General features: G+C 72.8%; 20 protein-coding genes and 1 tRNA gene. 8 read left to right on the plus strand and 13 right to left on the minus strand.

Annotated features, from left to right (window positions below; all coding sequences use genetic code 11):
* The first annotated feature begins 5 nt into the window (after window positions 1-5).
* The gene (locus ACZ4SF_RS10745; protein WP_468381173.1) at window positions 6-1,544 is read left to right on the plus strand and encodes a carboxylesterase/lipase family protein; all 1,539 of its coding nucleotides are present in this window, start codon (window positions 6-8) and stop codon (window positions 1,542-1,544) included.
* On the opposite strand, the gene ACZ4SF_RS10750 is transcribed toward ACZ4SF_RS10745, so the two are convergent.
* The 4 genes from ACZ4SF_RS10750 to ACZ4SF_RS10765 all read right to left on the minus strand — a co-directional run bounded on the left by ACZ4SF_RS10750 (window position 1,536) and on the right by ACZ4SF_RS10765 (window position 6,030).
* Entirely contained in the window at window positions 1,536-2,744 is a 1,209-nt protein-coding gene (locus ACZ4SF_RS10750; protein ID WP_468381175.1) for a sensor histidine kinase, read from the minus strand. The two genes, ACZ4SF_RS10745 and ACZ4SF_RS10750, sit on opposite strands and share 9 nt — an antisense overlap.
* On the minus strand, window positions 2,741-4,594 hold the full coding sequence (locus ACZ4SF_RS10755; RefSeq protein WP_468381177.1) for a sodium/solute symporter: 1,854 nt from the start codon (window positions 4,592-4,594) through the stop codon (window positions 2,741-2,743). The genes ACZ4SF_RS10750 and ACZ4SF_RS10755 overlap by 4 nt, the downstream gene beginning before the upstream one ends.
* Before the next feature lie 52 nt (window positions 4,595-4,646).
* The gene (locus ACZ4SF_RS10760) at window positions 4,647-5,015 is read right to left on the minus strand and encodes a hypothetical protein (protein WP_468381180.1); all 369 of its coding nucleotides are present in this window, start codon (window positions 5,013-5,015) and stop codon (window positions 4,647-4,649) included.
* 235 nt (window positions 5,016-5,250) lie between these two features.
* Complete coding sequence (locus ACZ4SF_RS10765; protein WP_468381183.1) at window positions 5,251-6,030, minus strand: metallophosphoesterase; 780 nt, start codon at window positions 6,028-6,030, stop codon at window positions 5,251-5,253.
* Window positions 6,031-6,201: 171 nt separating this feature from the next.
* On the opposite strand from ACZ4SF_RS10765, the gene pdxR reads away from it, so the two are divergent.
* A complete protein-coding gene (gene pdxR, locus ACZ4SF_RS10770; RefSeq protein WP_468381186.1) occupies window positions 6,202-7,524 on the plus strand; it encodes a MocR-like pyridoxine biosynthesis transcription factor PdxR in 1,323 nt (440 codons plus the stop codon).
* 80 nt (window positions 7,525-7,604) lie between these two features.
* On the opposite strand, the gene ACZ4SF_RS10775 is transcribed toward pdxR, so the two are convergent.
* Together ACZ4SF_RS10775 and ACZ4SF_RS10780 are read right to left on the minus strand one after the other, a co-directional pair.
* Window positions 7,605-7,678 (minus strand) — tRNA-Pro (locus tag ACZ4SF_RS10775).
* A gap of 45 nt (window positions 7,679-7,723) precedes the next feature.
* Window positions 7,724-9,151 carry an MFS transporter gene (locus ACZ4SF_RS10780; protein WP_468381189.1) on the minus strand — a complete coding sequence of 476 codons (1,428 nt, stop codon included), beginning with the start codon at window positions 9,149-9,151 and terminating at the stop codon, window positions 7,724-7,726.
* Between the two features lie 206 nt (window positions 9,152-9,357).
* On the opposite strand from ACZ4SF_RS10780, the gene ACZ4SF_RS10785 reads away from it, so the two are divergent.
* Complete coding sequence (locus ACZ4SF_RS10785) at window positions 9,358-9,936, plus strand: TetR/AcrR family transcriptional regulator (RefSeq protein ID WP_468381192.1); 579 nt, start codon at window positions 9,358-9,360, stop codon at window positions 9,934-9,936.
* Window positions 9,937-10,048: 112 nt separating this feature from the next.
* Here the strand turns inward: ACZ4SF_RS10785 and ACZ4SF_RS10790 are convergent, their stop codons facing one another.
* On the minus strand, window positions 10,049-10,564 hold the full coding sequence (locus tag ACZ4SF_RS10790) for a hypothetical protein (protein WP_468381195.1): 516 nt from the start codon (window positions 10,562-10,564) through the stop codon (window positions 10,049-10,051).
* 142 nt (window positions 10,565-10,706) lie between these two features.
* Between ACZ4SF_RS10790 and ACZ4SF_RS10795 the strand changes: the two genes are divergently transcribed.
* Entirely contained in the window at window positions 10,707-11,051 is a 345-nt protein-coding gene (locus ACZ4SF_RS10795; protein ID WP_468381197.1) for a cupin domain-containing protein, read from the plus strand.
* Between the two features lie 18 nt (window positions 11,052-11,069).
* On the opposite strand, the gene ACZ4SF_RS10800 is transcribed toward ACZ4SF_RS10795, so the two are convergent.
* On the minus strand, window positions 11,070-11,777 hold the full coding sequence (locus tag ACZ4SF_RS10800) for a hypothetical protein (RefSeq protein ID WP_468381200.1): 708 nt from the start codon (window positions 11,775-11,777) through the stop codon (window positions 11,070-11,072).
* A gap of 198 nt (window positions 11,778-11,975) precedes the next feature.
* Entirely contained in the window at window positions 11,976-12,992 is a 1,017-nt protein-coding gene (locus ACZ4SF_RS10805; RefSeq protein WP_468381203.1) for a LacI family DNA-binding transcriptional regulator, read from the minus strand.
* 119 nt (window positions 12,993-13,111) lie between these two features.
* Here ACZ4SF_RS10805 and ACZ4SF_RS10810 point away from each other — a divergent pair, with 119 nt between their 5' ends.
* On the plus strand, window positions 13,112-14,263 hold the full coding sequence (locus ACZ4SF_RS10810) for a Gfo/Idh/MocA family protein (protein WP_468381206.1): 1,152 nt from the start codon (window positions 13,112-13,114) through the stop codon (window positions 14,261-14,263).
* Here ACZ4SF_RS10810 and ACZ4SF_RS10815 read toward each other — a convergent pair.
* Complete coding sequence (locus tag ACZ4SF_RS10815) at window positions 14,253-15,275, minus strand: LacI family DNA-binding transcriptional regulator (protein WP_468381209.1); 1,023 nt, start codon at window positions 15,273-15,275, stop codon at window positions 14,253-14,255. The genes ACZ4SF_RS10810 and ACZ4SF_RS10815 overlap by 11 nt on opposite strands.
* 110 nt (window positions 15,276-15,385) lie before the next feature.
* On the opposite strand from ACZ4SF_RS10815, the gene ACZ4SF_RS10820 reads away from it, so the two are divergent.
* The 3 genes from ACZ4SF_RS10820 to ACZ4SF_RS10830 all read left to right on the plus strand — a co-directional run bounded on the left by ACZ4SF_RS10820 (window position 15,386) and on the right by ACZ4SF_RS10830 (window position 18,533).
* Window positions 15,386-16,552 carry a phytanoyl-CoA dioxygenase family protein gene (locus ACZ4SF_RS10820; RefSeq protein WP_468381212.1) on the plus strand — a complete coding sequence of 389 codons (1,167 nt, stop codon included), beginning with the start codon at window positions 15,386-15,388 and terminating at the stop codon, window positions 16,550-16,552.
* A gap of 14 nt (window positions 16,553-16,566) precedes the next feature.
* On the plus strand, window positions 16,567-17,343 hold the full coding sequence (locus ACZ4SF_RS10825) for an SDR family oxidoreductase (protein WP_468381214.1): 777 nt from the start codon (window positions 16,567-16,569) through the stop codon (window positions 17,341-17,343).
* Window positions 17,344-17,528: 185 nt separating this feature from the next.
* Window positions 17,529-18,533 (plus strand): Gfo/Idh/MocA family protein, encoded by a 1,005-nt coding sequence (locus ACZ4SF_RS10830; protein WP_468381217.1) that lies wholly within the window; start codon window positions 17,529-17,531, stop codon window positions 18,531-18,533.
* Window positions 18,534-18,755: 222 nt separating this feature from the next.
* Here the strand turns inward: ACZ4SF_RS10830 and ACZ4SF_RS10835 are convergent, their stop codons facing one another.
* From ACZ4SF_RS10835 to ACZ4SF_RS10845, 3 genes are all read right to left on the minus strand, one after another.
* On the minus strand, window positions 18,756-18,950 hold the full coding sequence (locus tag ACZ4SF_RS10835; RefSeq protein ID WP_468381220.1) for a hypothetical protein: 195 nt from the start codon (window positions 18,948-18,950) through the stop codon (window positions 18,756-18,758).
* Window positions 18,951-19,088: 138 nt separating this feature from the next.
* Complete coding sequence (locus ACZ4SF_RS10840; protein ID WP_468381223.1) at window positions 19,089-19,997, minus strand: sugar phosphate isomerase/epimerase family protein; 909 nt, start codon at window positions 19,995-19,997, stop codon at window positions 19,089-19,091.
* A gap of 2 nt (window positions 19,998-19,999) precedes the next feature.
* A complete protein-coding gene (locus ACZ4SF_RS10845; RefSeq protein ID WP_468381225.1) occupies window positions 20,000-20,911 on the minus strand; it encodes an ATP-binding cassette domain-containing protein in 912 nt (303 codons plus the stop codon).
* Between the last annotated feature and the right edge of the window lies 1 nt (window position 20,912).

Raw genomic sequence — 20,912 nt, forward strand, 5'->3', positions numbered from 1 at the left:
CTGCCATGACGAGTACCGCGTGTGAACCGTCCGCCGCCGAGCCCCGGGTCCGCGTCACCGCGGGGGCCCTGCGCGGAAGCACGGAGCAAGGCGTGGCGGTGTTCCGGGGCATCCCGTTCGCCACGCCGCCGGTGGGGTCCGACCGCTTCGCCGCGCCCCGGCCGGCGGACGGCTGGGAGGGCGTACGGCCCGCGACGGCGTACGGTCCGCCGCCCCCGCAGGCCGGTTACTTCGGTATGGACGCGCTGTCCCGGGGCGCGGCGTCCGACTGGCTGACGGTCAACGTCTGGTCGCCCGAGCCGCGTCCGGGAGCGGGGCTGCCCGTGCTGGTGTGGATCCAGGGCGGCGCCTACGCCGTCGGCACCTCGGGCCTGCCCGAGTACGACGGGGTCCGCCTCGCTCGGGAGGGCGGGCTCGTCGTGGTGACCTTCAACCACCGGGTGGGCATCGAGGGCTTCGCGCAGATCGAGGGGGCGCCCGCCAACCGGGGCCTGCTCGACCAGGCGGCCGCACTGGAATGGGTGCGGGACGAGATCCGGGCGTTCGGCGGTGATCCGGACCGGGTCACGGTCTTCGGTCAGTCGGCGGGCGCCGGATCGATCGCCGCGCTGCTGGCGATGCCGCGCGCGGCCGGGCTGTTCCACCGGGCGATCCTCCAGAGTGCGCCGGGGACCTACTTCTCGCCCGCGCTGGCCGCGGACATCGCCGCCGCCTTCGCCGCCGAGCTGGGGCTGCGGTCCACGGTGGCCGACCTGGCGTCCGTGCCGCCGGACCGGCTGCCTGCCGCGGGTGACGCGGTCGCGGCCGCCTCCGCCTCCTACGCGGAGCGCTGGGGCCTGCCCGCGCTCGGATCGATCCCCTTCGCCCCCGTGGTCGACGGTGACGTCCTGCCGGTCACCCCATGGGAGGCACTGGCCGGGGGCGCCGGCCGGGGCGTCGATCTGATCGTCGGGCACACCCGGGACGAGCAGCGGCTGCTCATGGCGCTCGACGGCACGCTCGGCCGGGTGACGCAGGAGCAGGCGGAGGACGCGCTGCGGGACTTCGGCCCGGGCCCGGACAGTGCGCACCGCTACCGCGCCGGCTTCCCGGCCGCGGGACCGCAGGAGCTGTACGAACTGGTCCGCTCCGACTGGCTGTTCCGCATGCCGAGCCTCCGGCTCGCCGAGGCACAGCTCGCCGGCGGCGGACGCGCCCACCTGTACGAACTGACCTGGGACGCGCCGGGCATGGGCGGTGTGCTCGGCGCGTGCCACGGGCTGGACGTACCGCTCGTGTTCGGGAACCTGGGCAGCGGCCAGGCGGCCGCGCTGATCGGCGAGAGCCCGTCCCCCGCCGCGGAGGAGCTGTCCGCCGCCATCCGGGCCGCGTGGACGGCGTTCGCCACCCACGGCGACCCCGGCTGGCCCTCCTACGACGGCGAACAGCGCCTCGCCCGCCTGTTCGGCACCCGGCCGGCCGTGGCCGCCTACCCGGAGGAGGCCTCGCGCCGGATCTGGCGCGACCACTCCTTCACGGCGCTGCCGCTGCCGGGGTCAGCGTGACGCGGTGTGCGGGGGCGCGCTGTGCACGCCGGGCCGGTACTTGGGGATGCGGATCGTGATCCTCATCCCGGCTCCGACGCCGGTCTCGATCACCAGACCGTGGTCGTCTCCGTAGACCTGCCGCAGCCGGTCGTCCACGTTGCGCAGCCCGGTGCCGGCCGAGGCGCCGTCCTCGCCGCTCAGGATCCGGCGGAGCCGGTCCGGTTCCATGCCGACGCCGTTGTCCTCGATGACGATACGGGCCAGGGCCCCTTCGTCCTGCGCGGTGATGCTGATCCGGCTGCGCTCGACGCTCTCCTCCAGCCCGTGCTTGACGGCGTTCTCGACCAGCGGCTGCAGGCACAGGAAAGGCACCGCGACGGGCAGCACCTCGGGGGCTATCTGCAGGGTCACCTCCAGCCGCTGCCCGAACCGGGCGCGGACCAGTTCCAGGAACTGCTCGATGGAGCGCAACTCCTCGGCCAGCGTGGTGAAGTCACCATGACGGCGGAAGGAGTAGCGGGTGAAGTCGGCGAACTCCAGCAGGAGTTCGCGGGCCCGTTCGGGGTCGGTGCGGACGAACGAGGCGATGGCCGCCAGGGAGTTGTAGACGAAGTGCGGGGAGATCTGTGCGCGCAGGGCCCGGATCTCCGCTTCGATCAGCCCCGTGCGGGTCCGGTCGAGGTCGGCGAGTTCGAGCTGCACGGAGACCCAGCGAGCGACTTCCTCGGTGGCCCGGACCGCGGACGCCGAGTCCCCGACGCCCAGCACGACGAGGGCGCCGAGCACCCGCCGGTCGACGGTGAGCGGCGCCGCGGCGCCCCGGCGCACCGGGCACCGCGGGTCCGTGCAGTCGACGGCGAAGGTCTGGGTGCGGCCGGTGTCCAGCACCTGGCGGACCCGGTCCAGCGCCGTCTCCTCGTGGTGCCGGCCCGGCCCGTCCCAGGCCAGCAGCCTGTCTTCGGCGGTGAGACAGAGCGCGGCCCGGCCGAACAGCGGTCGTAGCCGTCGTACCGCCTTGCGGGCCGCGTCCTCGGTGAGACCGGCGCGCAGCGGGGGCGCGGCGACGGAGGCGGTGTGCAGGGTGTGGAAGGTGACGCGTTGCACGGGCGTGCCGAGGTCCGTTCCTTCCCCGGTGGCCCGGCGTGCCAGGAGCCGTCCGGCGGCGAGGCCCGCGGCGAAGAGCAGGGCGCCGATCACGGCGCCGAGGAGCCCGGTCACGGGCGGGTCCGAGGGGCCGCGGTCCGGCGGGGCGTCACGGGGGGTGTCATGGGGGGTTTCACGGGAGATGCCACGGGGGGTGTCATGGGGGGTGTCATGGGGGGCGTCGCTCCTCGGCGGGTGGCGGGCGCGCCCTGGCCGGCCTGGCGTTCGGGCAGGTGAAGGCGGGCCATGGCCGCGTCGGTGCCGGCCGGGATCCGGTCCCGGGTGGCCAGCGAGACCAGCACCATGGTCAGGAATCCGAGCGGCACCGACCACACCGCCGGCCAGGCGAGCAGGGTGTGCAGCCAGCCGTCGGCGAACGGCCCGGCGATGGTCAGGGCGACCGCGGCGAGGGCGCTCCCCCCTCCGGTGAGGAGCCCGGCGATCGCGCCCGGCGCGGTGAGTCCGCGCCACCAGATGCCGAGCACCAGCAGCGGGCAGAAGGACGAGGCGGCCACCGCGAAGGCGAGTCCCACGGCATTGGCGACGGGGAGTTTGCCCGCGGCGGTGCTCACGGTGACGGGAACGGCGACCGCCAGCAGGGTCGCCAGCCGGAAGTGGCGGACGCCGAGCGAGGGCAGCACGTCCTGGCTGAGCACGCCCGCGACGGACAGGGTGAGCCCGGAGGCGGTGGAGAGGAAGGCGGCACAGGCACCGGCGGCGATCAGGGCGCCGAGGAGGTCACCGCCGGCACCGCCCACGAGGCGTTCGGGCAGGACGAGGACGGCGGCGTCGGTGTTGCCGGTGAGCAGCAGGTCGGGGGCGTAGATCCGGCCGAGGAGACCGTAGAGGGGCGGCAGCAGGTAGAAGGTGCCGACCAGGGCGAGCACGATCACGGTGGTGCGCCGGGCGGCGCGGCCGTCGGGGTTGGTGTAGAAGCGGACGAGCACGTGGGGCAGCCCCATGGTGCCGAGGAAGGTCGCGAAGATCAGCCCGTACGTCGTGTACAGCGGGTGGTCGTCCCTGCCGCCCGCCAGCGGTGACGCCCAGCTGGAGGCTCCGCTGCGCCGGCCGTCGCCCGTCTCGCGCTCGGGCACCGGGGCGCCCGGCGGAAAGCGGAGTGTCGTCCCGGCCCGGACCTCGTACACGCCCGGATCCAGCGCCAGGCGGTCGTTGTCGTAGCTCTCGCCGTCCACGGCACCGGTCGCGACGGCCCGCAACGGTTCCCGGATCCTGAGGCGGACGGTGTCGTCGACGGTGACCTGGGTGAGCCGGCGGAAGGCGGGCGGCTCGTCCAGGGCGGCGCCGGGGCGGGGGTCGCCGTGCCAGGCGAGGACCAGGAAGACCGCGGGCACCAGGAGCGCGGCCAGCTTCAGGCAGTACTGGAACGCCTGGACGAACGTGATGCTGCGCATGCCTCCGGCGGCCACGGCCAGGGCGACGACGACGGCGACGAGCACTCCCCCGAGCCAGCGCGGTGCACCGGTGACCAGGCCGAGGGTGAGCCCGGCGCCCTGGAGCTGGGGCAGCAGGTAGAGCCAGCCGACACCGACGACGAGTACGCTGGCGACGCGCCGGGCGGCCCTGGACTCCAGCCGTGAGTCGGCGAAGTCGGGCAGCGTGTAGGCCCCGGACCGGCGCAGCGGGGCGGCGACGAAGGCGAGCAGCACGAGGTAGCCGGCGGCGTAGCCGACGGGGAACCAGAGCATCTCCACGCCCTGCGCGACGACGAGGCCCGCGATGCCGAGGAAGGAGGCCGCCGAGAGGTACTCCCCGCTGATGGCCATGGCGTTGAGGTACGGCGGAACGGTGCGCGAGGCGACATAGAAGTCCGAGGTGGTGCGGGAGATGCGCAGTCCCGTCGAACCGATCACGAGGGTCACGACGACCGCCGCCGACACGGCCACGACGCCGTACGTCCGGTTCACCCGGCGGCCCCAGGTCCGCGGCCGGGCCCGCGCGGCTGGGCGTCGGTCACCGTCAGGCCCTTTCGACGAGGTCCGCGCCGTCCCGTTCGTTGCGTTCGGCCCGTACGACGTACCACCGGCCCACGAGTACGAGGGCGGGGTAGACGGCGACGCCGAGGACGGCCCAGACGATCAGGGCGCTGCCCGGCCAGGCCGCGGGGTCGGGCAGGGCGGTGAAGGCGAGGGGCAGGAAACCGATCAGGGCGACGATCAGGCCGAACGCCGTGGCTGCCAACCGGAACTGACGTCGTATCAGGGCGCGGACGGCACCGGAGTCGACGGCGGGGGCCTCCGCGTGCGGGCGGGCGGGTCCGCGGACCGCGCGTGTGGTCAGCGGTGCTCCCGTGACCACTTCACGTCGAGGAGTCCCAGGTGCACCCATGCCGCGTCCTCCGGCCCACGATGATCACACTTCGCAGTGGAGTGTACGCATCAAGAAACCCGAGGGACAGCTTCCGGTCACGCCTCGGCCCGGGATGTGGCCGCCCGCGCGACGCCTGCGCGCTGCGCCCTGCGCCCTGCGCCCTGCGCCCTGCGCGAGAGTTGCGGTCCGATCGGTCCACGCCGGCCACGACAACGGGTGGGGGCAGGCCTTCCGGTAGGGAGCGATCCGTCCGTCACCGGTCCAGTGGTGCGTCACGGGGGTGTAGGACGTGCCGGAAGTGGGTGGTCGACTGCCCGGAGTCGTCGAGGACGTGGAAAGCGAGAGCGGGTGGGTGGTCCAGGTGGACATGGTCCTCGGGGTGCGCACGGTTCTCCCAGGGGAGGCGGAGAGTGGAGACGACTCCGGGCGCCACCAGCAGCGGGCGTCCGGCGAAGACGGTCGCCGCGGCCGTGTGGGCGTGGCCGCACACGAACGCCGCGATGTTGCGGTGCCGGCCGGCGAGGTCCGCGAGCCGCTCGGCACCGAACTGGCGGATACCGTCGATGAAGGGGACGTGCAGCTGCGCCGGCGGATGATGGAAGCCGATGAGCACGGGCGTCCGGTCGGAGGTCCGGTCCAGGACTTCCCCGAGCCACGCCAGGGTTTCGTCCGCGAGGAAACCCTCGTCCTTGCCCGGCACCGATGAGTCGCACATCGCGATGACCAGGTCGGCGCGCCGATGTACCTGGTTGACCGGAGCCGTCGAACTCGCCTGCCCCAGAAGGTGCGTGCGAAAGGCGTCGCGCCTGTCGTGGTTGCCGGGACAGAACATCACCGGATGCCGCGAGGAGAAGAGGCGACGGGCCTGCTCGTACTCGGCCGGCAGACCGTGATCGGTGATGTCGCCGGTCACCAGGACCGCGTCCAGGTCGTAGGGCAGGTCCTCCAGGTAGCGCATGACAGCCCGGGTGCGCTCGACGCTGCGCGGCTCACCGTCGATGTGGGTGTCGCTGACGTGGGCTGTGACGATCATCGAGGTACGTCCTGTCGCTCGGGGTTTGTTGATCACTCGGGCCGAGGCTAGGAGGGCACTGGACCAGGAGTAAGATCCGGTTCCGTGCGGAAAACCTGGTCCGGTTCGCGTGTCGACCTTCACATCGATCTCGACGCATCGAAAGGCCGGCGTGCAGCCCTGGAATCGGCGTTGCGCGACGCGATCCGGCAGGGGCGCCTCGGCGCAGGGACGCTCCTGCCCTCCACCAGGGGACTGGCCGCCGAACTCGGCCTGGCCCGCGGCACGGTGACCGCCGCCTACGACCAACTCACCGAAGAGGGCTACCTGACCACCCGGCCCGGGTCGGGCACCACGGTGGCGGACGTGCCGCCGAAGGCCGTGGCCTCCCCGTCGGCCACACCGATTCCGGCGGTTCCTCGCCATGACCTGCGTCCAGGGCTGCCGGATGTCAGCGCCTTCCCCGCCCGGGCCTGGCTCGCGGCCACGCGCCGGGTCGTCGCGGGCGCACGCCCGGCGGTGCTCGGAGCCGGAGACCCGCAAGGCCGGATCGAACTGCGTGCCGCGGTCGCCGACTACCTCGGCCGCACCCGTGGTGTGCTCACGAGCCCTGACCGCATCGTCATCACCTCCGGTTACTACCAGGGCCTCGGCCTGCTCAGTGGCGTGCTGGCCCGGAGCGGCACCGGGACCGTGGCCGTCGAGGATCCCAGCCACAACGTCTTCCGCGCCGTCGTCCAGCGCGCCGGACTCGTCACCGCGCCGCTGCCCGTCGACGCCCACGGCGCCTGCGTGGACGCGCTGACGCACGAGACCGGCGCCGTACTGCTCACGCCCTCGCACCAGTACCCGACCGGTGTCCCCCTCCACCCCGGCCGGCGTCAGGCCGTCGGCGCCTGGACACGCACCACGGGCGGGCTGGTCATCGAGGACGACTACGACGGCGAGTACCGCTACGACCGCCAGCCCGTCGGCGCTCTCCAGGGCATCGCTCCCCAGCGGACCGTCTACTGCGGCACCGCGTCCAAGACCCTCGGCCCGGCGCTGCGCCTGGCCTGGCTGGCTCTGCCTCCCCAGCTGGTGAAGCCGGTGGTCGAAGCCAAGCAGGAAGCCGATCTCTACACCGAGAGCCTCTCCCAGCTCGTCCTCGCCGATCTGATCACCACGCACGCGTACGACCGTCACATCCGCGCCACCCGCCTGCGCTACCGCCGACGCCGGGAACTGCTCCTGGCCCGCGTGTCCGGTGTCCCGGGGCTGGCATCCCACGGCGTCCCCGCCGGTCTGCACACCCTCCTGACCCTCCCCGCCGACCGGCCGACCGAAGACGAGATCCTCTCCGTCTGCGCCCGGCAGGGAGTTGCCCTGCGCGGCCTGTCCGAACTCCACGCCGACCCCCGAGGACGCCCAGGAGGTCTGCTCGTCGGTTTCGCGGCCCCACCCGAACACGCCTACCGGCCCGCTCTGGACACGCTGTTCGACACGCTCCACCAGCTGGTGACCGGCCGGAGGTGAACCGCCGCCGGCCCCCAGGAATGATCAAGAGGCCGTGCCGGATCACTCCGGCACGGCCTCCGACCTGCGTCTTCGCAACGTCGGGACGACAGGATTTGAACCTGCGACCCCTTGACCCCCAGTCAAGTGCGCTACCAAGCTGCGCCACGTCCCGTTGCGGTCTCACGCGAGTGGTACCGCGTGATCAAGCAGGTCAACCCTACCGCACCGGTGCGGGTGCGCGTGCCGTCTCCGGGGCGGCGGTCTCGGCCGGGTGGGCGGTGCGGCGGACCGGGACGAGGAGCGCGGCGCCTGCCGCGGCGAGGCAGAGCAGGGCGAGCAGCGCCCAGCCGTGGGTGTATCCGGATTCGTACGGCAGGCCCGAGGGCTGGAGCCGGCCGGTGACCAGGACGCTGGTGAGCGCGGCGCCGATGGAGCCGCCGATGGTGCGGATGTTGGCGTTCATGCCGGTAGCGGCGCCGGTCTGCTCGGGCGGCACGCTGCCGACGACGAGGTTGGCCATCGAGGCGAAGGCCAGGCCGATGCCGAGCCCGAACAGGCCCGCGACGACGGCTATCTGCCACTGCGCGTCATGCCAGAGGGTGAGGAATCCGCAGGCCAGCACACCGAGTGCGGCTCCCGTGGTGAGCAGCGCCTTCGCGCCGACGCGGGGCTCCAGGCGGCCCGAGAGGACACCGGAGAGGAACATCGCGACCAGCATCGGGAGCAACAGCAGGCCGGAGGCCGTGACACCGGCGCCGAAGCCGTAGCCGGCCGTGGACGGCGTCTGGAGGAAGCCGGGCAGGAAGGACCAGATGGCGTACATGCCCGCGCCGAACAGCAGGGCGGCCGCGTTGGTCGTCCACACCGCGGGCAGTCGCATCACGCGCAGGTCGATGAGCGGGGTGCGGGACCTGGCCTCGATGGTGAGCCACAGGGTGAACAGGGCGACGGCGGCGGCGAACAGGCCGAGCACCTTCGGCGAGCCCCAGCCCCAGCGACCGGCCTGACTCAGTGGCAGCAGCAGGGTCACCAGCCAGGCCGAGAGCAGTACGGCGCCCATCCAACTGATCTTCCCCTGGGCCCTCTTGGGCGACTCGGGGACGTAGCGCAGGGCGATCAGGACGGTCGCGGCGACGACGGCGACCGGGATCCAGAACAGCCAGCGGTAGTCGAGCGCGGAGACGATCGGGCCGGCGGCGACGATGCCGACACCGCCGCCCGCGGCGATCACCGCGGAGAGGTTGCTGATGCTGCCGCTGACCTCGCCCGGGGCGAACTCGTCCCGGATGATGCCGAAGGAGAGCGGGAACAGCGCACCACCGATGCCCTGGACGACCCGGGCGACGATGAGGACGCCGATGTTCGGGGCCAGCGCGGCGATGAGACATCCGGCGAGGACGACCAGCAGGACGGCGACGAGCGTGCGCTTCTTGCCGGCGAGGTCGCCGACCCGGCCGAGGATCGGCGTGAAGACCGAGGCGGACAGCAGATAGGCCGTCATCACCCAGGTCGCGGTGGACTGGGAGGTGTGCAGGGCGTGCTGGACGGTCGGCAGGGCCGGCGCGATCAGCGACTGCAGCATGGAGAAGACGCCGGCACCGGTCGCGAGGACCGCGAAGGTGAGGCGTGTGGATGTGCGGGGCATTCGGAGCCTCTCCGGGAGAGGGGAAGCGGAGGTTCGAGCAGGGGGGCACGGTCGTACGGATCGTGCGACGGATGCGGACGGCGCGGAGCGGGCAGGGCAGGGCAGGGCCACGACGGAGGCGCCCTCCGCACGGTAAAGTGGAGGTACCCCTCCACTGTAGCGGAGGTGACCCTCCGCTTCAATCGACGCCCTTCCGGGAGGCACCAGTGACGGCCACGCCGTTCCCCGTCAGCGAGCTCGTGGCGGCCCGCCGGCCGCACCGCAAGGACGCCGCCCGCAACTACGACGCCCTCCTCGACGCCGCCCGCGAGGCCTTCGCGGAGCACGGTTCCGACGCCTCCCTGGAGGACATCGCGCGCCGGGCCGGCGTCGGCATCGGCACCCTGTACCGGAACTTCCCGACCCGCCGCGACCTCTTCGAGAGCGTCTACGCGGACGAGGTCAACGCCCTGTGCCGGGCGGCGGTCGAGGTCGCTGACCGGGAGCCGTGGGAGGCCCTGACGTCCTGGCTCGACCGGTTCGCCGGATACATGGTCACCAAGCGCGCCGTCCGGGAGGCCCTCGACGGCGAGTCGGACATCTTCCAGGCCTGCCGCGATTCCATGTACGCGGCCGGCGGCCCGCTCCTGGCGCGCGCGCAGCAGGCCGGTGCCGCCCGGACGGACATGGACTTCGGGGACCTGTTGCGGATGGTCGCCGGGATCACGGCGACGGCGTTCGAGGACGGCGCCCAGCGCGACCGGGTCCTCGCGATCGCGCTGGACGGGGTACGCACCGGCCGCTGATCCCGTCCGGTACGGCAGCCCGCCTTCCACGCGCCCGCTCCCGCACGCCGGCCTGATAAGGCGTACGCGTGCCCGTACGCCTGGTGGTGAAGGCGTTCGCGCGCCCGTCCGCCTACTTGATGAAGGCGTTCGCCGCCACCACGACGAACCCGAGCAGCGCGTCCACCAGCCCGATGAGGACGGCGGCCGGCCAGCTCCGCGCCGACCAGCGGGCGGTGAGGACGCCGAGCGTGAAGAGGATCAGGATGTTGAGCGCGAACGCCGCGTACTCGATGCCGTTCGCGGCCCACCACTTCCACCGCGCGCCCGCGAGCAGGAAGACCGTGGGCAGCACGGCCGCCACGAGCGGCCACTCGTCGCGTACGGCGCGCAGGACGTCCCACCGCCGGTGCGGGGTGCGCTCGGCGATGTGGTGGGCGTATCCGTGGGCCAGGGCGGAGGCGCACGCGGTCACCAGCACCCAGGCGGCGTCGTAACCGCGGACGTCGGCGGACGTGTGCCCGTACCGGGTGAGCGCCGCGACCATCGAGCTGGCGAGGACGGCGCCGTACACCCCGCCGAAGAGGACGACCTCGCGCGTGTCGTGCTGCCGGTGCGGTGCACCGGCAGGCGCCGGTGAGTCAGCCATGTCCCCACGATCACCCGGGCCAGGCGCCCTCGCCAGTCCGCACTCCGCCCGTCGGCGCCCGACGAAGTGTCCTCCGACCAGGCCCGATGCCCCACACACTGTCCACGGCGGCACGGCTCGCGCGCCGACTAGGGTCGGCTGCATGACGCACAGCTTCGCGCTCCACATCCCCGACGCCGACCTCGAACCAGAGCCCCTCGACCCGGAGCAGATCGTGTCCGGGAACCCGGAGGTGACGGGGAAGGTGGTCTGGGAGTCGCCGGACGGACGGCAGATCCGCGGGATCTGGCAGATCACCCCGGGCGTGGTCACCGACACGGAGGCGGACGAACTGTTCGTGGTGCTCAGCGGGTCGGCGACGATCGAGGTCGAGGACGGGCCGACGCTCAGGGTGGGGCCCGGCGACATGGCGGTGCTCCGCGCGGGCGACCGTACGACATGGACCGTGCACGAGACGCTGCGCAAGGCCTACGCGATCAATCTCTGAACGGCCGGGGCGGACGCCTCAGTCGCAGGCGCGGGAGTCCGGGGAGCGCTGTACCTTCAGCGCGCCGGCCGGGGTGAAGCCCGGCGGCAGGCCGGGGGCGAAGATCCCGTAGGGATCGCCCCTGCGGGAGTCGATCAACGGCCGCCTGTCGTCGTAGCCCTTGGCCGAGAGCAGGTAGTCGGCCCAGCCCTTCGGGACGAACAGTGCGGTCACGCTGCCCTTGAGGTACTCGTCGGCGTTGCCCAGCCTGATGACCTTCGACCACGATGCCTGCCGGTCCGCCGGGAGACCGCCGGTGTCGGCCGGGCCCATCAGGTTGTACCGCGCTCCGCCGGTGTAGCGGACGGCGAACCACAGGCGAGTGCCGGAGGGTACGCGCGGTCCCCATGAGCGCGACTTCGCGGGCTCCGGCTTCGGGGACGGCGACTTCGTGGGCTCCGGCTCCGGTTCGCTGCCGACGAGCCAATGGACCGGGTTCCCGCCGAGGAGGACCCCCAGGGCCGTCAGCACCGCGGCAGCGCCGCCGAGCCCGCCCATCAGGGCGAACGACCGTACGGATCTGCGCAGTTCGGTGCCCCCTCGACCGGAGTCGGGTCCCGGTTCCTCCGGCGCGGTGTCGCCGCTTCCCGCCTCCGGCGTGCCGGATTCTCCCGGCGTGCCGTCCGACGACGTGGTGGCGGCCTGATCCGATGTCGGGTCGGGTGGATCGGCGGGCAGTGCGGACATCGAGTTCGACCCCCCGGTCCGGGCACGCCGGCCCGCGTGCTGATTCCTCGCGGATGGAACCTTTGTGACGGAAGCGGATGATGCTCCCCGACTTCTGCGGCCAAACGCTCGGCGGTCACGCACTTCGACTACGCCGAAACACCCTGTGCCGTACCTGCTGCGGCCGTACCCTCCGCCCGCCGCCCCGGGCAGAGGGCCCTAGCGAGCGGACTCGCCGGCGCCCCCGGCCGGCGGTCCCGTCGTCCCCCGCACCTGGAGCGTCGGCGACGACAGGTGGACGGCCCCCGTACCCCCGTGGCCGGCCAGGCGGTCCAGGAGACAGCGGGCGGCGCGCCGGCCGGCCTCGTGCGGGGCCGTGTCCACGGTGGTCAGCCAGAGGTGCCGCAGCCGGGAGATGCTGGTGTTGTCGTACCCGGCCACCGAGAGGTCGTGGGGCACCCGCAGGCCCAGCTCCCCGGCCGCGGAGAGGGCGCCCACCGCGGCCATGTCGTTGACGGCGAACAGCGCCGTGGGCGGCTCGGGGCGGCTGAGCAGGCGTACGGCCCCCCGGTGCCCGCCCTCCTCGGTCAGATCGCCCGGCTCCACGAGCGGCTCGGCGCCCTGTGCCCGCATCGCCGTCTCGAAGCCGCGTCGGCGCAGCGCGCCGACGGTGCCGTGCCCCGCGAGGTGCGCGATCCGGCGGTGGCCGAGCCCGAGCAGATGCTCGGTGGCGAGCCGGGCACCCTGCTCGTCGTCCCCGGCGACCACATCCACGCCCGGCGGCTGCGGTTCGCGGGCGCCCGCCACGACCACCGGCATCCGGCGCGCGAGCGCGCCGAGCTCGCCCGCGTCCGGGACCGTGCCGACCACCACCAGGCCGTCGACGCCCAGGTCAAGGAAGGGTTCGGCGAGGTCGTGGCCCATCCGCCGGTTCAGGCGGGCGTCCGCGAGGAGCATGTGCAGACCGGCCGCGTGCAGCAGCGAGTTGAGACCGTCGAGCAGCTCCACGAACCAGGGGTTGCGCAGATCGTCCAGAAGGACGCCGACGGTGCGGGTGCGCTGCTCGCTGAGGCTGCGGGCCGCCGCGTTGGGCCGGTAGCCCAGCTCGCGCACGGCCCGCAGGACCGCCTCCCGCTTCTCGGGGCGCACCGGTCCCGAGCCGCGCAGCACCAGGGAGACCAGCGACTTCGACACTCCGGCCCGTTCGGCCACATCCCGGATCGTCGGCGGTCGCATGCCATGGACCGTTCCATGCGGCGTGCCGCCCTGTCAAAGGGTTGACACCTCAGGTATGTCCGCACAAAGGTGAGCGGGACAGAAGATGGACCGGTCCAAACTGCTGGAAAGAGGCTGCCATGGTGGATGCGCTCGGTGTCGCCGTCGTCGGGTTCGGCTGGATGGGCCGGGTGCACACCCAGGCGTACGCCCGGCTTCCGCACCACTATCCGCACCTCCCGCTGCGGCCCCGGCTGGTCACCGTCGCCGAGGAGGTGCCGGGGCGGGCCGAGGAGGCCGCCGAGCGGTTCGGGTTCGCCTCGGCGACCCGCGACTGGCGCGAGGTGGTGGCCGACCCACGCGTACAGGCCGTCAGCGTCACCGCGCCGAACTTCCTGCACCGGGAGATCGGCGTGGCGATGGCCGAGGCCGGCAAGCACCTGTGGATCGAGAAGCCGGTCGGTCTGACCGCGGACGACGCCCGCGCGGTCGCCGACGCGGTCGCCAAGGCCGGCGTACAGGGTGCGGTCGGCTTCAACTACCGCAACGCGCCCGCCGTGGAGGCCGCCCGTGAACTGATCGCCTCCGGCGACATCGGCGCGGTCACCCATGTCCGCGTCCGCCTGTTCAGCGACTACGCGGCCCATCCGGACGGCGCCCTGACCTGGCGGTACGAGCGTGAGCGCGGCGGCAGGGGGGTGCTCGGCGACCTGGCGTCGCACGGCGCCGACCTGGCCCGCTTCCTGCTCGGTGACATCGCCTCGCTCACCGCCGACACCGCGATCTTTCTGCCGGAGCGCGCCCGTCCGGCAGGCGCGACAGCCGGCCACGCCCTGGCCTCGGGCGGCGAGCCGGGCCCGGTCGAGAACGAGGACTACGTCGGCTGCCTGCTGCGGTTCGACTCCGGCGCTCGCGGGGTCCTGGAGGCCTGCCGGGTCTCGGTCGGCGAGCAGAACAACTACGGCTTCGAGGTGCACGGCACCAGGGGCGCGGTGTTCTGGGACTTCCGCCGCATGAACGAACTCGCGGTGAGCCGCGGCACCACCTACCAGGACCAGCCTGTCAGCACGGTGTACGTCGGCCCGGGCGCCGGCGAGTTCGCCGCGTTCCAGCCCGGCGCGGCCAACGCGATGGGCTACGACGACCTGAAGGTGATCGAGGCCTACCGCTTCGTGCGCTCCGTCTCCGAGGGCACCCCGTACGGCGCCACGCTCGCCGACGCGGTGCACAGCGCGGCCGTGCTCGACGCCATGGCGGAGTCGGCGGAGAGCGGCCGATGGGTCAGCCCGTAGGCATGTTGTACGGGATGACCACCTGGATCGCCGACGGCAGCAGCGGTCCCGCGGGCGGCAGTGCGCCGTGGAAGCGCATCACCTCGTGACAGGCCTCGCGCAGGTCGTGCCGCAGGTCGTGGTGGAGCACCGCGGACAGCCGGTGCTCGCGCAGCAGGCGGGTGTTGTCGTGGTCGAGGTCGTGCGCGACGAACACCGCGCACGCCCGGCCGAGGTCGGCGAAGGCGCGCAGGGTGGCGTCGTTGCCGCCGCCGATGGAGTACACCGCCCGGATCTCCGGGTCGCGTTCCAGGGCGGCGCGCACCAGGTCGTACTGCGTGGCGTCCAGGCCCTGTCCCCCGGCGATCTCGACGAGCGTCCGCTCCGGGTAGCGGGCCCGCATCACACTGCGGAACCCCATCTCGCGCTCCTCCTCGTTGCGGAAGGAGCCGCTGCCGAGGCTGGTGAGCACATTGCCGGGCCGGTCGCCGAGCCATTGGCCGGTCAGGTAGGCGGCGGTGGCCCCGGCCGCCCGGTTGTCGATGCCGACGTAGGCGACGCGCCCGCTCGCGGGCAGGTCGGTGACGAGGGTGACGACCGGGATACCGGCGGCGGTGAGCCGGCCGACGGCCGCGGTGACCTCGGGGACGTCCGGGGCCTTGAGGATCACGCCCTGCGAGCCGCGCCGGGCGATCCGGTCCAGCGTCCTGACCTGCTCATCGGCGGGACCGGTCTCGCGGAAGTGGAACCGGGAGCGGACCACCGCCGGGTGCAGTGCCGGCAACTCGGCCTCCAGGGCGGCGCGTACGGCGGTGGTGAACCGCTCGGGTGCCTGCACCACGATGTCGACCATGAAGGAGCGGCCGACCAGCCGGACCTGGGTGCGCTGCCGGTCGAGATCGGCGATGGCCCGGTGCACCTCCTGCGCGGTGCTCTCGCGCACCCCTCCCCTGCCGTTCAGGACCCGGTCCACGGTGGCCTCGCTGAGTCCCGCCTGACGTGCGATCTCCCGGATCGGGAACGGATGGCCCACGGACCGGCTCCTTGAGGGGTTTTTGATGGCTGTCTGCTGATTGTTCGAGGGGTTTGTACTGACAAGAATGACAGGACCGAGTCGCTCCTGTGACCGAAAGAAGGACACCGATGTCCGTCACCTCCCCGCCCCGCCGTGCCTGGCTGTCCGAGCAGGACTGCGACCTCGATGCCTTCCGCGCCCTGGTGGACCGGACGACGCACCCCGCGGACTACCCGCACGCGCAGTCGGTGCGCGAGAACGTCCTCGTGTACGAGGGTGAGCGGCTGCGCACGGCCGCCGGCCGCGCTGCACTGCGGGCCGAGCTGGTGCGGGCGCTGACCGACGGCCCCGGGATCGTGGTCGTCCAGGGCGCCTTCCCCGATCCGGTGGTGGTCGACCGGGTCACGGCCGTGTTCGAGGCGCTGATCGCCGAACAGCGGGCCTGCGGCGTGCAGGCCGGCGACCACTTCGCCCGGCCCGGCGCCAACGACCGGGTGTGGAACGCGCTGGAGAAGACGGCCCTGTACGACCCGGAGGCGTTCGCCGGCTACTACGCGAACGAGGTCCTGGCGCTGGTGTCGGAAGCCTGGCTGGGCCCCGGCTACCAGGTCACCTCGCAGGTCAACGTCGTCAACCCGGGCGGCGCGGGCCAGACCGCGCACCGGGACTACCACCTCGGCTTCCTGAGCAACGCGGTGGCGGCCGCCTACCCGGCCCATGTGCACCGCCTCTCCCCCGTGCTCACCCTGCAGGGCGCGGTCGCCCACTGCGACATGCCGGTGGAGTCGGGTCCGACGCTGTACCTGCCGTACTCCCAGGCGTACGAGTCCGGCTATCTGGCCTGGCGGCTCCCGGCGTTCCAGGCGTACTTCGAGGAGCACCACGTGCAACTCCCGCTGGAGAAGGGCGACGCGGTCTTCTTCAACCCCGCGCTGTTCCACGCCGCCGGCACCAACCGGACGGCGGCCCTGCGGCGGACGGCCAACCTGCTCCAGGTGTCCTCCGCGTTCGGGCGCGCGATGGAGACCGTCGACCGCGAGGCGGTGGCGAACGCGGTCTTCCCGGTGCTGCTCAGGCGCAGGGCCGAGGGCGCTTCGCAGGAGTGGCTGGAGCACGTGATCGCCGCGAGCGCCGAGGGCTACCCGTTCCCCACCAATCTCGACAGCGATCCGCCGGTCGACGGATTGGCCCCGCCGTCACAGGCGGACCTGGTACGGCGGGCGGTGCGTGAGGCGTGGACGCCCGGGCGGCTGCGCGCGCGGCTCAGGGCCGCCGCCGAGCGGCGCGAGAGCTGAAGGGCGGACCGGGCATGGGACTTCTCGACCACAAGGTCGTGCTCGTCAACGGTGGCAGCCAGGGCGTGGGTGCCGCCGTCGCGCGGGCCTGCGTGCGCGAGGGTGCGGCCGTGGCGGTGACCGGACGGCGCCCCGAGCCGGGCGAGGCACTGGTGGCGGAGCTGGCGGCCACGGGCGGCAAGGCGATGTACCTCCAGGCGGACCTGTCGGACGCCGATCAGGCCAGGGCGTCGGTCGCCGAGGTGGTGGACGCCCACGGCCGCATCGACTGCCTGGTGAACTCGGCCGGGCTGACCTCGCGGGGCACGTTGCTGGACACCACGCCGGAGTTGTTCGACGCGCACATCGCGGTCAACCTCAAGGGGCCGTTCTTCGCGATGCAGGCGGCGGTCGCCGACATGACGGCCCGCAAGGCGCCGGGCACGATCGTCAACATCATCACCTCGTCGGCGCACGGCGGGCAGCCGTTCCTCGCGCCGTACGTCGCCGCCAAGGCCGGCCTGGTGGGCCTCACCCGTAACGCGGCGCACGCCCACCGCTGGGACCGGATCCGGATCAACGGCCTGAACATCGGCTGGACCGCGACGGAGGGCGAGGACGCCACCCAGCGCACCTTCCACGGCGCCGGTGACGGCTGGCAGGAGCAGGCCGCGGCCCGGCTGCCGATGCGCAGGCTCGGCCAGCCGGACGAAATCGCCGACTTCGTGGTCTTCCTGCTGTCCGACCGGTCCGGCGTGGTCACCGGCTCGGTGATCGACTGGGACCAGAACGTCCTGGGCGGGCTGGACTGAGGGGATGCGGCCCGTCCCGCGCTCGAGAGCGAGCCCGTGGACGGCGGCAGTGCGCGGCGCAGCCCCGGCGAGGGACAGGAACCAGGCACGCCGGGCAACGGTCGGCAACCAGCACGCCAGGCAGCGGGAAACAACGAAGCACGCCAGGCAACGGTCAGCAACAAGCACAAGGAGCAGCGGAGCACATGCGTATCGGAATCCTCGGCCTCGGCCGCATCGGCGCCTTCCACGCCGAGACCCTCTCCGGACTGGACGCCGTTCGGTCGCTCGTCGTCGCCGACCCGCTCGCGGACGCCGCCAAGGCCGCCGCCGAGCGGTTCGGGGCCGAGGTCGCGGACTCGCCGGAGGCCCTGCTGGCGGCCGGCGTGGACGGCCTCGTCGTCGCGGCGGCCACCGACGCCCATCCGGCGCTGATCCGGGCCGGTGTGCAGGCCGGGGTGCCGGTCTTCTGCGAGAAGCCGGTGGCCCGCACCATGGCGGAGGGCGTCGCGGTGCTGGAGGCCGTGCGGGACAGCGGCGTGCCCATCCAGATCGGCTACAACCGGCGCTTCGACGCGGGTTTCGCCGCCGCACGGGCCGCCGTACGGGCCGGCGAGCTGGGCAAGCTGCACACGGTCCGGTCCACGACCCTGGATCCGGCGCCGCCGCCCGCCGCGTACGTCGCCGCGTCGGGCGGCATCTTCCGGGACTGTTCCGTGCACGACTTCGACATCATCCGCTGGGTCACGGGCCGTGAGGTCACCGAGGTGTACGCGGTCGGCGGCAACCGGGGCGCCGACTACATCCGGGCTGCGGGCGACGCCGACAGCACCGGGGCGGTCCTCACCCTGGACGACGGCACGATCGCGGTGGTGTCCAACTCCCGGTACAACGGGCGCGGCCACGACGTCCGCATGGAGCTGCACGGCTTCACGGACTCCATCGCCGTCGGCCTGGACGACAAGCTGCCGCTGCGCTCGGTCGAGCCCGGCGTGACCTTCCCGTCCGGCACCCCGCACGACTTCTTCATGGACCGCTTCACCGACGCCTACCGCGCCGAACTGACCGCGTTCACCGAGGTCGTGGCGGGCACCCGGCCCTCCCCTTGCACCGTCGAGGACGCGCTGGAGGCCGGCTGGATCGCCGAGGCCTGCACCCTGTCCCTGCACGAGCACCGGCCGGTGACGCTGGCGGAGGTGCGCCAGGGCTGAGCCCGAGGGCGGAAGCGCGGTGCGGCGCCGGGGCGGATGCCCGGCGCCGCATGCGCGTCCAGGGGGGTGTCGGTGTGATCGGCCCGGGCCCGCGGCGCCCGCCACGGCACCTCTCCGCGTCGTCGGATCACCCGAGTACGCCCGGTACGCCGGAGGTCCCCCGCCTCGCGATGCACGGCACCGGACGCCGCGGCCTGGTCCGACCTGATCCGAACGACACCCCTAACCGCAGTACCGGATCAGCCATTCGTCCGGGTTGTACGTGTCCCGCGCCGGGTCCGGCACCGTCGCCGCCTTGGTCTCCACCGTGTCCTCCGGGCGTATCCGCTCGGGCAGCGAGCCGAAGCGGTCGCGTCGCGAGGACGCCGCGTCGGCGGCGTCCTGGGGCGTCTTGCGAGGTTCCGTGCGATGTGTCATCTCGTCCTCCCGTCTCCGCGGGCTCCCCCCGGTCACCCTCCACAACGCCCGCGTGCCCCGGTTGGTTCCCGGACACACGCGGGCCGAATCCGTCGCAACTGCGCAGGATCCGGCCCGTCCAAAGGGTGTCGCGGTCCGTCAGGCCCCGCAGGACCGCAGAAAACGCCGCGTGCGCACCGCGATCGGCAGCGGCTTGTCCGGCTCGCACGGGTACATGTCCTGCTCGACGATCGCGAACAGGTCCACGCCCAGTTCCTGCGCAGCCTCCAGCACCGGGCCCAGCTCCGGGACACCGGACGGCGGTTCGCACATCACCCCGCGCTGCACGGCCGGCCCGAACGGCACCCCCTGTGCGACGACCTCGGCGAGGACGTCCGGGTCGACCTGCTTGAGGTGCAGATAGCCGATGCGTTCACCGTAGGTCTCGATCAGTTTGACGCTGTCGCCGCCGCAGTAGGCGTAGTGCCCGGTGTCCAGGCAGAGGCTGACCAGTTCGGAGTCGGTCGAGTCCAGGAAGCGCTCGACGTGTTCCTCGGTGTCGATGTGGGTGTCGGCGTGCGGGTGCACGACGATGTCCAGGCCGTACGTCTCCTTGACCTCGTGGCCGAGCCGTTCCATGCCCTTGGTCAGGTGCGCCCACTGCTCGGCGGTCAGCTCGGGCGGCTCGAGGATCTCGGCGGTCTTGTCGTCCCGCCAGAAGGACGGGATCACCACCAGGTGCCCGGCCCCCGTCGCCTGTGTGAGCGCGGCGACCTGGCTGACGTGCGCCCAGGTCTCCTCCCAGACGGCGGGGCCGCGGTGCATGCCGGTGAAGACCGTGCCCGCCGAGACCTTCAGGTTCCGCCTGGCCACCTCCTCGGTCAACCGCGCCGGATCGGTGGGGAGGTAACCGTAGGGGCCTAGCTCGATCCAGTCGTAGCCGGCCTCGGAGACCTCGTCCAGGAAGCGTTCCCAGGGAACCTGCCGGGGGTCGTCGGGGAACCAGACGCCCCAGGAGTCGGGGGCCGAGCCGACCCGGATGCGGTCGAGCGGTGCGGAGTGCGCCATGGTCAGGTGGTTCCTTCCGGGGAGGTCGCCACGGGTGCGGTGAGGTCGCCCTCCTCGGGCAGTTCCTCCACGTCGACGCCGCGTACCTGCGCCAGTTCGTGCTTGAGCGCGGCGAGTTCGGCGCCGCCGGCCATGTGGTTGGTCAGTTCCTCCAGGCTGACCTGGTCGCGGGAGGCGGACAGTTCGAGGGTGCCCAGGCGCAGGACGCTGAAGTGGTCGCCGACCATGTAGGCGTGGTGGGGGTTGTGGGTGATGAAGATGACGCCCAGGCCGCGGTCGCGGGCGGCGGCGATGTACTTCAGGACCACGCCGGACTGTTTGACGCCGAGGGCGGCCGTGGGCTCGTCCAGGATGAGGACGCGGGCACCGAAGTAGACGGCGCGGGCGATGGCCACGCTCTGCCGCTGGCCGCCGGAGAGGGTGCCGATGGGCTGTTCCAGGTCGTCCAGGACGATGCCCATGTTGCGCAGTTCCTCGTCGGCCGTCTTCTTCATGCGGGCGATGTCGAGTCGGCGGACGGGCCAGGGGCCCCTGGTCATCTCGGAGCCGAGGAAGAAGTTCCGCCACACCGGCATGAGGGGGACGGTGGCCAGGTCCTGGTAGACGGTGGCGATGCCCCTGTCGAGGGCCTCGCGCGGGGTGGTGAAGCGCACCGGCTCTCCGTCCACCAGGAATTCGCCCTCGGTGTGCTGGTGCAGCCCCGAGATGATCTTGATGAGGGTGGACTTGCCGGCGCCGTTGTCACCGAGCACGCAGGTGACCTGACCGGCGTGCACCTTCAGGTCGACGCCGTGCAGGGCGCGGATGTTGCCGTAGGACTTGCCGGCGCCGCGCAGTTCGACCAGGGGACCGTCCGGGGCGGGGGTGCTGTCCTGGAGGACGGCGCCGTGGGTTCCGGTCGTTTTGTCAGTCATC

This window comes from Streptomyces sp. NPDC027663, from assembly GCF_055566415.1.

Bases quoted from the DNA above. Each gene is read 5' to 3' on its own strand.
- ACZ4SF_RS10780 (WP_468381189.1), bottom strand. From the start codon at position 9,151: ATGCCCCGCACATCCACACGCCTCACCTTCGCGGTCCTCGCGACCGGT.
- ACZ4SF_RS10810 (WP_468381206.1), top strand. From the start codon at position 13,112: ATGGTGGATGCGCTCGGTGTCGCCGTCGTCGGGTTCGGCTGGATGGGC.
- ACZ4SF_RS10805 (WP_468381203.1), bottom strand. From the start codon at position 12,992: ATGCGACCGCCGACGATCCGGGATGTGGCCGAACGGGCCGGAGTGTCG.
- ACZ4SF_RS10795 (WP_468381197.1), top strand. From the start codon at position 10,707: ATGACGCACAGCTTCGCGCTCCACATCCCCGACGCCGACCTCGAACCA.
- ACZ4SF_RS10790 (WP_468381195.1), bottom strand. From the start codon at position 10,564: ATGGCTGACTCACCGGCGCCTGCCGGTGCACCGCACCGGCAGCACGAC.
- ACZ4SF_RS10825 (WP_468381214.1), top strand. From the start codon at position 16,567: ATGGGACTTCTCGACCACAAGGTCGTGCTCGTCAACGGTGGCAGCCAG.
- ACZ4SF_RS10800 (WP_468381200.1), bottom strand. From the start codon at position 11,777: ATGTCCGCACTGCCCGCCGATCCACCCGACCCGACATCGGATCAGGCC.
- ACZ4SF_RS10830 (WP_468381217.1), top strand. From the start codon at position 17,529: ATGCGTATCGGAATCCTCGGCCTCGGCCGCATCGGCGCCTTCCACGCC.
- ACZ4SF_RS10765 (WP_468381183.1), bottom strand. From the start codon at position 6,030: ATGATCGTCACAGCCCACGTCAGCGACACCCACATCGACGGTGAGCCG.
- ACZ4SF_RS10840 (WP_468381223.1), bottom strand. From the start codon at position 19,997: ATGGCGCACTCCGCACCGCTCGACCGCATCCGGGTCGGCTCGGCCCCC.
- ACZ4SF_RS10760 (WP_468381180.1), bottom strand. From the start codon at position 5,015: ATGGGTGCACCTGGGACTCCTCGACGTGAAGTGGTCACGGGAGCACCG.
- ACZ4SF_RS10745 (WP_468381173.1), top strand. From the start codon at position 6: ATGACGAGTACCGCGTGTGAACCGTCCGCCGCCGAGCCCCGGGTCCGC.
- ACZ4SF_RS10820 (WP_468381212.1), top strand. From the start codon at position 15,386: ATGTCCGTCACCTCCCCGCCCCGCCGTGCCTGGCTGTCCGAGCAGGAC.
- ACZ4SF_RS10845 (WP_468381225.1), bottom strand. From the start codon at position 20,911: ATGACTGACAAAACGACCGGAACCCACGGCGCCGTCCTCCAGGACAGC.
- ACZ4SF_RS10835 (WP_468381220.1), bottom strand. From the start codon at position 18,950: ATGACACATCGCACGGAACCTCGCAAGACGCCCCAGGACGCCGCCGAC.